This is a genomic window from Vibrio sp. 2-Bac 85, from assembly GCF_037546705.1.
Classification (GTDB): Bacteria; Pseudomonadota; Gammaproteobacteria; order Enterobacterales; family Psychromonadaceae; genus Psychromonas.
Window position 1 is genome coordinate 40683 of record NZ_JALAAB010000020.1, and the last position, 14157, is coordinate 54839.

12 protein-coding genes are annotated in these 14157 nt (G+C 36.9%); 4 read left to right on the forward strand and 8 right to left on the reverse strand.

Annotated elements, in window-relative coordinates:
* Positions 1-19 precede the first annotated feature (19 nt).
* The 3 genes from MT390_RS17205 to MT390_RS17215 all read left to right on the forward strand — a co-directional run bounded on the left by MT390_RS17205 (position 20) and on the right by MT390_RS17215 (position 6409).
* Entirely contained in the window at positions 20-1888 is a 1869-nt protein-coding gene (locus MT390_RS17205; protein WP_499442341.1) for a DUF294 nucleotidyltransferase-like domain-containing protein, read from the forward strand.
* 233 nt (positions 1889-2121) lie between these two features.
* Entirely contained in the window at positions 2122-3297 is a 1176-nt protein-coding gene (locus MT390_RS17210) for an efflux RND transporter periplasmic adaptor subunit (RefSeq protein ID WP_499442342.1), read from the forward strand.
* Between the two features lie 4 nt (positions 3298-3301).
* Positions 3302-6409: an efflux RND transporter permease subunit gene (locus tag MT390_RS17215; protein WP_499442344.1), complete on the forward strand. Its 3108-nt coding sequence runs from the start codon at positions 3302-3304 to the stop codon at positions 6407-6409.
* 176 nt (positions 6410-6585) lie between these two features.
* Here MT390_RS17215 and MT390_RS17220 read toward each other — a convergent pair whose 3' ends face one another.
* The 8 genes from MT390_RS17220 to MT390_RS17255 all read right to left on the reverse strand — a co-directional run bounded on the left by MT390_RS17220 (position 6586) and on the right by MT390_RS17255 (position 12408).
* Positions 6586-7197, reverse strand: a complete 612-nt coding sequence (locus MT390_RS17220; protein WP_299665739.1) for a glutathione S-transferase N-terminal domain-containing protein — start codon at positions 7195-7197, stop codon at positions 6586-6588.
* A 150-nt stretch (positions 7198-7347) separates the two neighbouring features.
* Complete coding sequence (locus MT390_RS17225; RefSeq protein WP_499442346.1) at positions 7348-7674, reverse strand: DUF4144 family protein; 327 nt, start codon at positions 7672-7674, stop codon at positions 7348-7350.
* Between the two features lie 53 nt (positions 7675-7727).
* Complete coding sequence (locus tag MT390_RS17230) at positions 7728-8630, reverse strand: DUF6279 family lipoprotein (protein WP_499442347.1); 903 nt, start codon at positions 8628-8630, stop codon at positions 7728-7730.
* Positions 8631-8741: 111 nt separating this feature from the next.
* Positions 8742-9530 carry a DUF3047 domain-containing protein gene (locus MT390_RS17235; RefSeq protein ID WP_499442349.1) on the reverse strand — a complete coding sequence of 263 codons (789 nt, stop codon included), beginning with the start codon at positions 9528-9530 and terminating at the stop codon, positions 8742-8744.
* A 170-nt stretch (positions 9531-9700) separates the two neighbouring features.
* Entirely contained in the window at positions 9701-10186 is a 486-nt protein-coding gene (locus MT390_RS17240; protein ID WP_240923579.1) for a cupin domain-containing protein, read from the reverse strand.
* A 119-nt stretch (positions 10187-10305) separates the two neighbouring features.
* Entirely contained in the window at positions 10306-11190 is an 885-nt protein-coding gene (locus tag MT390_RS17245) for a chemotaxis protein (RefSeq protein ID WP_499442351.1), read from the reverse strand.
* A gap of 183 nt (positions 11191-11373) precedes the next feature.
* Entirely contained in the window at positions 11374-11820 is a 447-nt protein-coding gene (locus tag MT390_RS17250) for a GNAT family N-acetyltransferase (RefSeq protein ID WP_499442352.1), read from the reverse strand.
* A gap of 150 nt (positions 11821-11970) precedes the next feature.
* Positions 11971-12408, reverse strand: coding sequence for a GNAT family N-acetyltransferase (locus tag MT390_RS17255; protein ID WP_499442354.1), 438 nt, complete (start codon positions 12406-12408; stop codon positions 11971-11973).
* 319 nt (positions 12409-12727) lie between these two features.
* Here MT390_RS17255 and MT390_RS17260 point away from each other — a divergent pair, with 319 nt between their 5' ends.
* Positions 12728-14098: an MFS transporter gene (locus MT390_RS17260; RefSeq protein WP_499442356.1), complete on the forward strand. Its 1371-nt coding sequence runs from the start codon at positions 12728-12730 to the stop codon at positions 14096-14098.
* Positions 14099-14157 lie beyond the last annotated feature (59 nt).

Consider the following 14157-nt stretch of genomic DNA (forward strand, 5'->3'; position numbering starts at 1 on the left):
TATAAAAAGCATGGTTAATATGGATAATCAAGTACTTCCCGACATTTTGTCTTTTCTGCAGACCATCCCTACCTTCAGTGAACTTCCAAGGAATACACTCAAAGAGGTTGCTGAAGCCGTTGATATTATTGTGCTTGATGAAGGAGAAATACTAAACCAAGATCTTGAAAAATCGTACCTTTATATTATTAAAAATGGTGTTATTAAACAAAATAATCCAGATGGTTCGTTACGATCAAAACTAAGTAATGATGATATTTTTGGTTTTAACCTACAACCCGATGATGCCAAACAAACCTATTCAACGACAGCCATTGAAGAGACCTTACTCTATCAATTCAATTACCTTGTATTGATGAAACAAATTGAAGCTTACCCTGACATTAAGTCACAGCTCAATTTAAGCTTAAAAATCCGCTTAAAAGCCAGCATTACCGAACCGAATAAGTCACGTCAATCGTCACATCAATATATGCGTGCCTGTGCCGATTTAATGACCTCTAAAATGGCCTTGGTCTCAGCCGATGACAGCATACAAAGCGTTGCCAATAAAATGCGCGATGCGGTAGGTGTTTCCTGCGCGTTTATTATTGCCAAAGACAATATATTAATTGGCGTGGTCACAGATAAAGACATCACCCACCGTGTTGTTGCTGATTGCGTAGATATAAATCAACCAATTAGTACTGTAATGACCGCCAATCCTTATACTATTTTTGGTAATGAGTTGGTGATGGAAGCTATACGATTAATGACTAAATACAATATTCAGCACATTCCAGTGGTGGATAATAAGCATCAAGTGATTGGTTATATTACCCCAAAAGATTTAATCCAAAACAGTGGCGTACAAGGTATTTACTTAGTCGATAAAATTCGTCATGCGCACTCAATAACGCAATTAATTGAGTTGTCGGAACAACGTAATGATGCCTTCAAAGAAATAATGGAAAGCACTTCGTCACCAAGTTTAGTCGGGCAAACGCTGACCACAATTTATGATGCTTTTACCCATCGTTTAATTGAATTAGCGATTGAAGCCTTTGGTAAACCACCCTGCGCTTTTTCTTGGATGGTCGCCGGTTCACATGCTCGTAATGAAGTTCATTTAGCTTCAGATCAAGATAACGCACTTATTCTAGCTGAGGATGCAACGCGAGCTGACCGTATGTATTTTAATCATCTGGCTATGTATATCTGTAAAGGGTTATCTAACCTTGGTTACACTTTATGCACTGGTAGATTTATGGCAGCAACCCCCAAATGGTGCCAAAACAGCAAAGTATGGAAAGAGTATTATCGCAAATGGAGTGATAACCCAGAGTATGATTCACTACTTAACCTAAATGTGTTTATTGAAATTCGCCATATTTACGGGGATAAACATTTGTTTGATGATATCAATGAATATCGCCAGCAGCAGATCAGTAATAATTTTCAATTATCTTTGGCTCTGGTTAAAAATGCACTGAGGACTCGCCCTCCGCTAGGTATTTTTCAGAACTTAGTGTTGGAGAAAGACGGCCATAATAATCGTGTTTTAAACATCAAAAAAGCAGCGATCAGTTGTATCTCTGACGTCGTGCGTATTTATGCCATCATGAATAATTGTGGCTATATCAATACTAATGAACGCATCAAATGGTTATATCAAGAGAAAATTCTCAACAAAGTCACATATCAAGATTTAAAAGGGACCTACCAATACGTTTGCCATTTGAGGTATCGACACCAACAGCAAGCAATAGAGAATAATCAAACCATTGATAACCTATTAAAACCGAATTTATTTGGCAGTTTTGAACGACAGCATTTAAAAGACTCTTTTCGTATTGTGAGCAGCTTTCAGAACCAAATTAAAATGAAATTTATGAAGTTTACTAAGTAACTAATATTTAACGGTTTACTTAATAAGTAGGAAAGCTGCTCCGCACTTATTAAGTAAATGCTTTAAAGTTAATCTATAACAGCAGAACAAAACCAAAATAGTCGTCAAAATAACAATCATAATCGCAACTAAAGACCTTCCTTAATTAAACCTTAACTTCCTCTTAACCCTTTCCATGAGACTATTGAAGAATCCGTATCTATTGATACTAAATTTTCATTTAAGGTTGATCTATGTTTTTTGCTCGCAAAGTTAAATACTCTTTACTGTTATTACTACTACCCTTGGGCTTATTCGGGTGTAGTGACCAAACTGAGCCCAATAAAAGGCCGGTGCAAAGTATCCACGTTGATACTTCAACGTTAACTTATTCAACATTACGTTTAACGACCGAATTACCGGGGCGGATTACCGCTTTTAAAGAAGCAGAAGTAAGGCCACAAATCACAGGTATAATAGAAAGCCGCTTATACAAGGAAGGCAGTTATGTAGAAAAGGGAGATATCCTTTTTCAAATAGACCCAACGACTTATCAATCAACCGTTAACAGTGCTAATGCTGAACTAAAAAAAGCTTTAAGCAGCGAAAGAAATGCAAAAAAAGAAATGGCGCGTTATGCCCAGCTATTAAAGAAAAAACTAAGTAGCCAACAATTATTTGATTCTGCAGAAGCCGCATACCTAGAGGCCAAAGCTGAAGTAGCCGTTCGCCAAGCAACGTTAGATTACGCAAATATAGAATTATCTTACACCAAAATTAAAGCACCTATATCAGGTAAAGCAGGCTTCTCTCAAGTGTCAGAAGGGTCGCTATTAACATCAGGTCAATCAGACTACATTACCACTGTTATTCAAACTGATAATGTCTATATTGATATGCAACAATCTGCAGTTGCTTTTTATAAAATACAACAAGAATTTAAAAATGCTACCACTAAAAATCCAACTGTCCCTGTTTCTATAACACTAGAAGATGGCACTATTTATGATCAAACTGGCCACTTAGAATTTATAGATACTCAAACTAATGGTTCAACGGGCACAGTCGCTTTACGTGCAATTATTGCAAATCCAGATAATGCCCTGTTAGCTGGAATGTATGTTAGAGCTAAAATTTCAATGCCAGAAGCGCGTGACTACCTTGTTGTAAAACAATCAACGGTTGTAAGAAGCCAGTCAGGACTACCCTCGGTATTTATTGTTGATGATAACAATCAGATAGTAAAAAAATCTATCGTATTGGGTAATGAAGTAGATAACGGATGGGTTGTTAAAGAGGGATTAAAAGCAGGTGATAATGTCGTCATTAACAATTTAGCTAAAGTTAAAAATGGCTTAACAGTCATTGTTGATAACGCCTCTAACACTGCAACAACAAAAACTGACAATCAATCAAAAGATCAGGATTAATTACATGTCTAACTTTTTTATTCACAGACCTATTTTTGCTTGGGTGCTTGCCATTGTTGTTATGATGGCAGGTATAGCTTCTATTTTGACATTACCTGTAGCGCAGTACCCTACTATTGCACCACCAGCAATTTCAATTTCGGCAAACTACACGGGTGCGTCAGCTAAAACCATTGAAGATACTGTGACCCAGGTTATTGAACAAAGCATGACAGGATTAGATAACCTGCTTTACATGTCGTCAACCAGTGATTCCTCTGGTAGCGCAAAAATAACATTAACTTTTAGTGCCGATACCGACCCCGATACTGCACAGGTACAGGTATCAAATAGCTTACAAAAAGTCAGCAGTCGCTTACCTGCTGCAGTACAAAATGCAGGTACCTCTGTCACTAAGAGTACGTCTGGTTTTATCTCCGTAACCACCTTATATTCTGAAGATGGCTCGATGAGTGCAGGAGACATTCAAGATTATGCAAACTCTAATATTAAAGACATTATTAGCCGTGTAAATGGTGTCGGTAGTGTGACTATTTTTGGTCCATCTTACGCCATGCGAATTTGGTTAGATCCAGCTAAATTAAATAGTTATAACTTAACACCGGTAGATATTTCTACTGCCGTATCAGCACAAAATAGCCAAGTCACAGTAGGACAATTAGGCGGCACACCTTCAACAGAGTCACAATTAATCAATGCCACTATCACAGCACAAAGTTTATTAACAACGGTAGATGAATTTAAAAACATTTATCTTAAAGTTAATTCAGATGGCTCGCAGGTCCGACTTCAAGATGTTGCGCGTGTTGAACTAGCAAGCGAAAGCTCAAGTGTGATCCCTACTTTTAATGGCTACGCAACATCAGGTATTGCAATAACACTTGCTTCAGGTGCAAATTCATTAGATACGCAAGCAGGGGTAGATGCAAAATTAGCACAATTATCTGAGTCATTTCCTACTGGTTTAGAGATAGCGAAAGCAGTTGATACCAATGCCTTTATTCGAATATCTATTAGTGAAGTAGTCACAACATTAATAGAAGCAATCGTATTAGTATTTTTAGTTATGCTGTTATTTCTACAAAATTTCCGAGCAACATTAATTCCAACCATTGCGGTACCTGTTGTATTACTGGGTACGTTTGCAATCATGTCGGTATTGGGCTTCTCTATCAACACCTTAACCATGTTTGGGTTGGTGTTAGCCATTGGTTTGTTGGTTGATGATGCGATTGTTGTTGTCGAAAATGTCGAACGAATAATGCATGAAGAGAAACTATCACCATTTGAAGCAACCAAAAAATCAATGGGACAAATTACCAGCGCATTAGTCGGTATTACCATGGTATTAATGGTGGTATTTATTCCAATGGCCTTCATGTCTGGCTCTACGGGTATTATCTATAAACAATTCTCTCTGACTATTGTATCTGCAATGGGATTATCAGTATTAGTGGCTTTAGTATTAACACCGGTACTGTGTGCGACGTTATTAAAACCGGTTGATAAAGAAAGAAACCTTAAAGTATTCGAAATATTTAACCGTTTATTTGACAAATTATTAGGAAAATATAACACCTCTATTAAACACTTATTATTGCGTCCGATTCGTTTTTCTTTAATTTATATCCTATTGTTCGGCGGTACTGTTTACTTATATAACTCATTACCAAGTTCTTTTTTACCTAATGAAGACCAAGGTTCATTTATGGTAATGGTATCAACACCAACGGGGACAACCCTGAAAGAAACCAATGTAGTAATGGATGAAGTAAAAAGCTACTTTGAAGAAAATGAGCCAGATTTAGTGACTTCTGTTTTTACCGTTGCAGGGTTTAACTTCTCTGGAACAGGCCAAAATGCCGGTATGGCGTTTATTGGTTTAAAAGACTGGGCAGAAAGAGCTGAACCAGGTACCGATGCGAACGCTATTATTGCACGTACTATGAAGCATTTTTCAGGTTATAAAAAAGCATCTGTATTTGCTTTTAGTAGCCCTCCTATTCGTGAATTAGGGCAAGCAACTGGTTTTGACTTTTATCTGCAAGATGTGGGTAGTATTGGTCATGAAAAACTCATTGAGCTACGTAACCAATTATTAGAAAAAATAGCACAAAGTCCATTGATACAAAATGCAAGACCAAATGGTTTGGAAGATACGGCACAATTTTACCTCGATATTGACTATGAAAAAGCCAAGGTATTAGGTCTCGATATTGATGATATTAATAACTCGCTCTCTATTGCATGGGGTTCTTCTTATGTGAATGACTTCATAGACCGAGGTCGATCTAAAAAGGTTTATATTCAGGCTGATGCTGAATATCGTATGACACCAGAAGACATGAACCTTTGGTTTATACGTAATGATAAAGGTGAAATGGTACCATTATCAGCTTTTAGTTCCTCACATTGGGGAACAGGCTCTCCGCAATTATCACGTTTTAATGGTAACTCTGCAGTCGAAATATTAGGTGAAGCAGCACCGGGGTATAGTACCGGTGATGCAATGGCTGAAGTTGATAAAATAGCAGCAGAGCTTTCTAGTGATGTACAAGTTAGTTGGACTGGTATGTCATATCAAGAGTTAGAAGCAGGTAACCAAGCACCTATTTTGTATGGCATTTCGCTATTGATGGTATTCCTTTGTTTAGCAGCGCTTTATGAAAGTTGGAGCATTCCAATCGCGATCATTTTAGTGGTACCGTTAGGTATTTTGGGCGCGTTAGCAGCTGTTATGATACGAGGGCTTGAAAACGATGTTTATTTCCAAGTAGGCGTATTGACCACCATTGGATTAACGGCTAAAAATGCCATTTTGATTGTCGAGTTTGCCAAAGAGTTATATGGAAAAGGAATGAACTTAATTGATGCTACAGTCAAAGCCTGTGAAATGCGTTTACGTCCGATCATTATGACATCATTAGCATTTGGTTTAGGTGTTTTACCCTTAGTGATCAGTACCGGAGCAGGCGCGAATGCGCGTAATGCCATTGGTACATCAGTGCTTGGTGGTATGATTGCAGCAACCTGCTTAGTGATTTATTTTGCACCTTTATTCTTTGTTTTAATTCTGAATATGGTGAAAAAGACGCGCTCGATCCTAACATAATAACAATAGCATGATATAAGCATTAAAAAAGGCTAATTCACTTATCGTGAGTTAGCCTTTTTATTTTGAGCTGCGAGCCCGTAAGCAATGAAATTATAATCGAAGTTAAAATAGAAGTTAAATGTTTACTTTGTCTGCCCCTTTATTTAACTGCTGATATAACGCCAATAAATCCGTTAACTAATTGCACACATATTTTCCCAGTGTTCAGCTTGTTTAATCGCATTTTTTAATAAATCCCACTGTAAAAGACTTTGCTGATATTCTCCAGCTTTACCTGGCAATGTAATACCATAGCTATTAAGACGAAATGCTAAAATGGCATAAAATGCGTCGACTGCACCGGCAAGCTCAAACATATAAGGCAAGGTTGCACTTTCAAAAATAGCCTCCACACGGGCTAACTCTTGGTGAATTTGTTGATTCAATATTGCTGGTGTTTTTGCAGGTGTTAACATGAAAGGAAACTGTTCGCGTAATAAGGTAAAACCCGAATGCATTTCTGCACATAAACTTCTTGCACAAGCTCGTTGTTTAACACTGATAGGATACAGCCCACCATGAGAATGTTCATTTAGGTGCTCAATAATTGCTAGCGAATCATTAATCACAATGTTGCCATCAATATAGGCAGGTACAAGTCCACTTGGTGAATACTCTAAAATTTTTGCTTGGTGATCAGTACTGCTTAAATCAATCACTTGCTCAGACGCTTCTACTTTAATTAGCTGTAAACATATCCATACTCTTAGTGACCATGTTGAACCGGTACCTACAATCAATTTCATTTTATCGCTCCATTGTTATATTTTAGTTATAAATTTACTCGTCTAATTCCATCAATAACGCTTTTGCTATTATTAATGATGTTGTTATTTATTGTGTCATTACATCGTTTCATTTTTATTAATGCGAGTACTGACGCTAATGCAATTGAATTAATAAACTAAAGAGTGCACAGCACAGGAGATAGTTAGGAATTCAATTTTAGTCAGGCACACATTCGCTTTACTAAATTCATGTTCACGTATTAACAGTGTCACTTCTTGCTTAGAAAGCTGACGTTCAGCATCAACGAGTTGCACGCAGCTATTGTTAGATTTATTGCTAAATTTAAGCAAATAACTTAGACCATTTGAGTCAACGACGTAATCATAATCACTGACAATTAACTCTTCGCATTCAGCAATAAATTCAGACTCATAAGCTAAGTAAATAAGCTCATGCTCTCCTTCTAATTTTAATAAACACGGCCAACAAATCATTAATATACCTCATTGAATAATAAACTAAAAACGAACTGAGAAAATAATAATCGTTAATATAAACCTTGTATATCTGCAATGGTATCATCTAATTTCGACTGTACATTGCTTAATTGTTTTACATTTAATGAACTGATCAATTGAGGAAGAAACTCAACCCACTGGGCCTGATTATGCTCAAAAATGGCTAAATATTCTTGAGAACGTAAGCTATTAGTATTGATCAAAGCAGGTCTTAATGCCTGTTCAAATTGAACACGATCATTCTCCTTGTGATGTTTCTGTTGCCGTAATTGATAAGCGGCAGCGATTGACTTTGCCCAGTCGCGTCGAAACTGAATACGTTGTTCAAAAGCTGATAATAGAGAAGCATTTAGCAGAGTAAGTCGTTTTTTTTGTTGCGTATCAAGCGGCCCAGTAAATTCAGTTATTTGCTCTTCAATACGCTCAAAACGTTTTTTTAAGCGTTCTCTTTCACTGCTATTATCAAAATCATTTATTTTTTTAAGGTTCTGCTGCTCTATTTCAGCTAATAATTCAGTCACTTGCTTATCCGACAAAGAATAAGCAAATCGCATCACATCCGGTTCAGCTTTGAGTAAAATAGCATCCCAAAACTGCTTTAATGCATTAATATAGTTTTTAATCGTTAAATGCTTTATGCCATTTTTTAAATCAATTTTTATATATTTAATTTGCACCACATAATTTTGTAATTCAGTCTTGCGGTGCCATAACAACAATGACTCAATACTGCTATCAAGTTGCTTTTCTTGGGTATTTGTTAATGTGACATAATCATCGATGTACCAAGAAACAACCCAATCAAGATTGTTATAGGCAAGTTTAGTTGAGCAGGCCGTCATAGAAACTAGCAATAAAGTCATCATTAGTTTCAACAACAAATGCATATTGATACTTTTATATGTTGAATTCTGATATCTGTTAAATGTCATAACATGCACTCCAGATCGTCATTATGCTTAGGCGGCTAATTTTGCGCAGCTCAAGGCAGCTATTTATCTCATATATTCAAACTTATAATCTGATAAAAACAATAGTGATAGCTACTCTGCGCTAAAGTAGATATCACCGTAATATGTTGTGGCTTGTTGCCCTGAACTATCACTATCCGTCATGACTGCAATGGCATCGATATAACGGATCTCTTTTCCCAGCACCTTTAGTAAATCGACACTAACATTACGTTTATATTTAACCCATTTACCAATATTTTTAGTGCCTGATTCAACGGCAAACATAATAGCGTTAGAGGTGTAAGGGTTCGGCCAAAACTCGTTCTCTTTAAAAGAAGATGACCAGACATAATTCAATGCTTTTGTTTTCCATATAAACATACCACCATCGATTACGATATAAATACGCGCAACAAAATCATCCCCTTCTTTTTTAACTTCGTTCAAACCGGAATATAAATGCTGTGTTTTCCAAGACCAATGTAAATAAGGTGTTTTCTGCAGATCAATACGTTGTTCTTTAAACAGCCCAGAAGCACTATTATTACTGTTTGCTTTCAGTATCTTTTTCGCCTTCCCCGCATTAGCTGAAGTGCTGGCATCGGTAACTATTTGGTAGTCTGTTTGACCTGAAAACTCTTTCTCTTCCCACCCAGTAAGGTCTCCCTGTGAGAAATGGCCAATGGTGATATCTGTTGTTAACGCTGGGTTTGCAAAGTGAGTTGAAGTTGCGGGAACAATTAAAGGTTCAACTTGCTCATTAGCGGTCACATTTGAACTAAACATTACCAAGATACAGTTCAGAGCCCAAACGGGCTTCAACTCTTTTTGTCTAAGCACAGTAAACAGATATTTGCAAAAATGACGATTGATGCGCATATAAACACCTTATAAATAATGGATAAATTTGGAAATCGTTGAATTATAGAAAATAGGCTGTGGTTAAAAAGAAAAATTTGTTTGTACTAAAAATACAATTGACGAGCGACTCCAATTTTTAACAATCCACTTGTAGTAATCGACTCAATAAGGCCAGTTTTGATAAATGATTAGATTGAAGCCAACTTAATATGGACCGCAAGCAAGGTTTCATCTCCAATTAATTCAGCACAATGGCCATGAATATGGTCATCAAATGCTTCATTTTCTTGTAAACGATCCTGTGCAATAAATAAGTCCCCTGCTTTAAAGTCTCGAAACTCGCCACTGCGTAGCGTGATACGTAAAATACCTGAACGAATAATAATTAGAGTAGGATCACCGGCCACATGCCAAGTACTAAAATAGCCAGGTTCGCTGCTACGATGGCGAAAGTTGAGCGCATCTATCCTGTCAGTAATAAATAAACCGTTATAATCTACTACTGAATAAGTTACGTCAGTAAAAAATGAATGGCTGGTTTTGCAACTTTCTTTAATTGCATTGCCTTGTTCTGTCATTTTTTGGCTAGCCCCCTGCTCGCCATCCTTTACTTGCAAAAGAGTTTGCTTACTAATGACCGACGCAGTTAAAACAGGCAGTGTAATTTCATTCAAAGTTTGTGCCCCTTAATTTTTTGACCCTTAATAATGTTAATTTTTAATGCATACACCGCTGAGCTAATGTTTTCCAGAAAGCAAAAATCTACTCGTTAACTATGCTCATAAACTAGGTACTAGTGTTTCTTTTTGGCACCTATCAACATCGCATTCACTAATTCTTTAGCATCAAATTTGGCTAATGCTTGATCTGCACCAACCTGACTGGCTCGATCCATACTCATTGCACTGGATAGCGAACTATGCAAAATAACATAGGTTTCTGCAATGGCTGGTACGCTGCGTACTTCAAAGGTTAATTCGTAGCCATCTAACCCTGGCATCTCAATATCACTAACCAGTATGTCGATTGGGTTGCCTTTTGCAGCACAGTCTTTCATGACGGCAAAGGCATCATGACCATTTTTACAAACCTTAAAAGGCACATCAATTTTAGTCAATGCACTTTCTAATTGACGACGCGCAACGGAAGAGTCATCAACTAATAAAATGTGAGAATTCTGTAATAACCCTTTTTGCACGCCAGTGATCTCCACCGCTTTTTCATCGTTATCAGGGAATAGCTCAGCCAGTAGCAATTCGACATCCAATAGCTGAATAAGTTGATTTTCAAAACGGGTAATACCGGTAATATAAGTTTTATGCCCTAATGAACTAGGTGGCGGATCAATATTTTTCCAATTACATTCGACAATACGCTCTATTTTTCGCACCAAAAATCCAACATGCATGCGACTACAATCGGTGATAATAATGGTTGCCTGTTTTTTTTCAGCTTCGCTCATCGCTGGGTAACCTACTGCAGCAGCCATATCGATAATAGGTAGCGTTCGCCCTCGGATACTAGCAACACCTAATATATTGGTATCCGCATTAGGTAATTGGGTAAGTGGCATATAAGGAACAAGTTCTTTTATTTTTAAGGTGCCTAGCGCAAAATTTTGTAACTGAGATAGTCTAAAAAGCAATAATCCTTGCGATTGACTAGATGTTGATTGCATATTAAATCCTTATTAATGACTCTGAGTGCTGTTTTTAAAGCTGCATTCAATCTGCAAACAACAACGATATATTTTATATTTTAATTGCTTAAAGTTTAATGTAAAACATGTGATATTTTCTGCACAATACAACCACATAATACTTCAAGGTATATATCAGTTACCACCCCGTTGGCTCCAATATCATATCAGCTTTTTTATAAATAAAATTTTGCCATTTTCTCCATACTTATCATCTTCATTTGCTTGATATCCATGGATCTGGTAACCACTATTAATTAACAACTGTAACATCGCAGGGTAACGATTCATGGACTTGACATTGATACAACTATATCCCGAATTAACAGCCCATTGTTCTTGATAAACACGTAATTGAGTAGCAATACCTTGTTGACGATATGCAGGAACTACAGCGCCTAACCAACTGTAAAATACATTCTCCGATAGTGCATAACCAATTTTGTAAGCAACGACAAGCCCTTTTATTTTTGCAACTAAAATAAGCGAGGTTTTTCCATTTAATCTAGCGGTAATTGATTGCTGTGTATGTTGTTGTTCAAATTCAGGAGTAGAAGCGTCAACTAGCAACACATCATCAATAGTGCCCATTTCTATTATTAAATCCATTACTGTTTCACCTATTAACATTTGTGTGAAAACTCTATGGGCTATGTTAGCAGGTTATGCGTACGGAGTATGTGAGCAGGTCAAGTGCCCGCCTATGATTCGATACGAAAACCTAGCTTTTTATACAATGATTATGCGCGTTGATTTCATTTAAGGATAAACCATAGTGTTAACCATTAATTGATGGCCTTGGAAGCCGACTTGAAACTCACCGCTGATACGAAAACCTAGCTTTTTATACAGCGATTGCGCGCGTTGGTTTGATTTCCATACCGACAATGTGGCCCCTTTTTCAAGTTTATGTAAAACATATTGCAGTAGTTTATGGCCTACACCTTGACCTCTGCTACTAGGGTCGACAAAAAGCCAATTAATACGATCTCCGCTAAATCCACAAAAACCAAGAATGTTATCTTTTTCATAAACAAACACTTCTGACTCGCCTAACATGAACATAATATATTCATCATCTGCTAATGGTGTGAATTTAAAATTTCCCTGCTCAGCATAAAACTCATCGGGCCTAGCGATATTATAAATATTCTGCAACGCTTCAAAATCGTCGTCGGTATATTTACGAATTGACATTTATCCCCTCCTTTAGATTATTTACGACCTTGAATTCAAGATAACAATAAACTTACCAATAGCAATAAATAATCGAATATTTGATATTGCAGATTTTATAGCATTAATTCCATGAAGTAATTGCGTCAAATGGTTTTTCCTTTACAAAATTTTAAACACAGAATTGATGCATCTTAACCAGTAAGATTATTCAGCTATTTAGCGAAATCGGCATTACTTATCTTTGCGGGTTGTTTACTCTTAATAGCGTGATAAAATAATCATCACATCCTCTGTAACACTTCGCCCATCTAGGGTATAGACAACATTAAGATATTTTATGAGTTCTAACGGTTTAAATAGTATTGAAAAAAAAGCGGCTTTTTCTTTAGCTGCTGTTTTTGGTCTGCGTATGTTGGGTTTATTTATGATCCTGCCTGTTTTTGCTATTTATGGCGAACAGTTAATAGGTTATAGCCCAATCTGGATCGGTTTAGCGATAGGTGCTTATGGCTTGACTCAAGCTATGTTACAGATCCCCATGGGTATTTTATCTGATAAATATGGGCGTAAACCGATTATTTTGATTGGCTTATTCATTTTTCTGTTAGGTAGTATTGTGGCTGCTATGTCAGACACTATCTATGGCGTGGTATTGGGCCGAGCATTACAGGGAACCGGAGCGATTGCGAGTGCTATTTTGGCATTAGCAGCAGATTTAAGTCGTGAAGAACAACGCCCTAAAGTGATGGCAACCATTGGTATGTTCATTGGTTTATCATTTACTATTGCGATGATAATAGGCCCTATTGTGGCAGAAGCCTTTGGGTTAAGTGGATTGTTCTGGTTTATTGCACTATTAACTATTTTTGCGATGTTATTAATTCAATTTTTAGTTCCTCATTCTGTCAATAAAGCCCCACGTGGTGATAGTGTTGCTTTACCTGCTCAACTCAAAAAATTGATTCGCCACCCTCAATTGTCGCGCTTAAATTTTGGTGTATTCGCGCTGCACATGGCGATGACGGCTTGTTTTATTACATTACCTAAACAGTTTGTTGAAAGTGGTTTACAGCTTGAAGATCATTGGCAATTGTATTTACCCACATTAATTGGCTCATTCTTTTTGATGGTACCATTTATGATTTTTGCGATTAAAAAGCAAAAAGAAAAACAAATGTTATCGGCATCGGTTTTATTACTTACCCTAGCGCTATTTCTACTTTGGTACTTGCCTACAAGTTTTACCGGCTTAGTGATCACGGTGATCATGTTTTTCACAGCATTTAACTATTTAGAAGCAACAATGCCTTCTATATTATCGCGCCTTGCCCCTGCAGGTGTAAAAGGTAGTGTGATGGGCATCTACTCTAGTAGCCAATTTCTAGGCGCTTTTAGCGGCGGTGTATTAGGTGGAGCCATTGCCAGTAATTTTGGTGAACAATCTATTTTCTTAGTGATGGCAGTGATCTGCTGTATATGGTTAATCATTAGTTTAGGAATGAGCCCACTTAAAAAGTCTAAAAACCTAAGCTTCATCATTAATGTTGAAAATGAAAAACAAGCGGGAGAAGTAGCAGAACAATTAATTAATATGCCCGGTGTTATTGAGGCAACCGTGGTATTTACTGAAGCGATTGCTTATTTAAAAGTAGATGAAAAAATAGTGAATATTACCAAGATTAAAAGACTGCTAAATCAAGTTGAATAATGGTAAAAAAGGCGTTAAGTATTAACTTAACGCCTTTTTAGTTTGTCTATTTAAGCTTT

Coding starts and splice junctions, on each gene's coding strand:
- MT390_RS17205 (WP_499442341.1), top strand. CDS start 20: ATGGATAATCAAGTACTTCCCGACATTTTGTCTTTTCTGCAGACCATC.
- MT390_RS17210 (WP_499442342.1), top strand. CDS start 2,122: ATGTTTTTTGCTCGCAAAGTTAAATACTCTTTACTGTTATTACTACTA.
- MT390_RS17215 (WP_499442344.1), top strand. CDS start 3,302: ATGTCTAACTTTTTTATTCACAGACCTATTTTTGCTTGGGTGCTTGCC.
- MT390_RS17220 (WP_299665739.1), bottom strand. CDS start 7,197: ATGAAATTGATTGTAGGTACCGGTTCAACATGGTCACTAAGAGTATGG.
- MT390_RS17225 (WP_499442346.1), bottom strand. CDS start 7,674: ATGATTTGTTGGCCGTGTTTATTAAAATTAGAAGGAGAGCATGAGCTT.
- MT390_RS17230 (WP_499442347.1), bottom strand. CDS start 8,630: ATGACATTTAACAGATATCAGAATTCAACATATAAAAGTATCAATATG.
- MT390_RS17235 (WP_499442349.1), bottom strand. CDS start 9,530: ATGCGCATCAATCGTCATTTTTGCAAATATCTGTTTACTGTGCTTAGA.
- MT390_RS17245 (WP_499442351.1), bottom strand. CDS start 11,190: ATGCAATCAACATCTAGTCAATCGCAAGGATTATTGCTTTTTAGACTA.
- MT390_RS17250 (WP_499442352.1), bottom strand. CDS start 11,820: ATGGATTTAATAATAGAAATGGGCACTATTGATGATGTGTTGCTAGTT.
- MT390_RS17255 (WP_499442354.1), bottom strand. CDS start 12,408: ATGTCAATTCGTAAATATACCGACGACGATTTTGAAGCGTTGCAGAAT.
- MT390_RS17260 (WP_499442356.1), top strand. CDS start 12,728: ATGAGTTCTAACGGTTTAAATAGTATTGAAAAAAAAGCGGCTTTTTCT.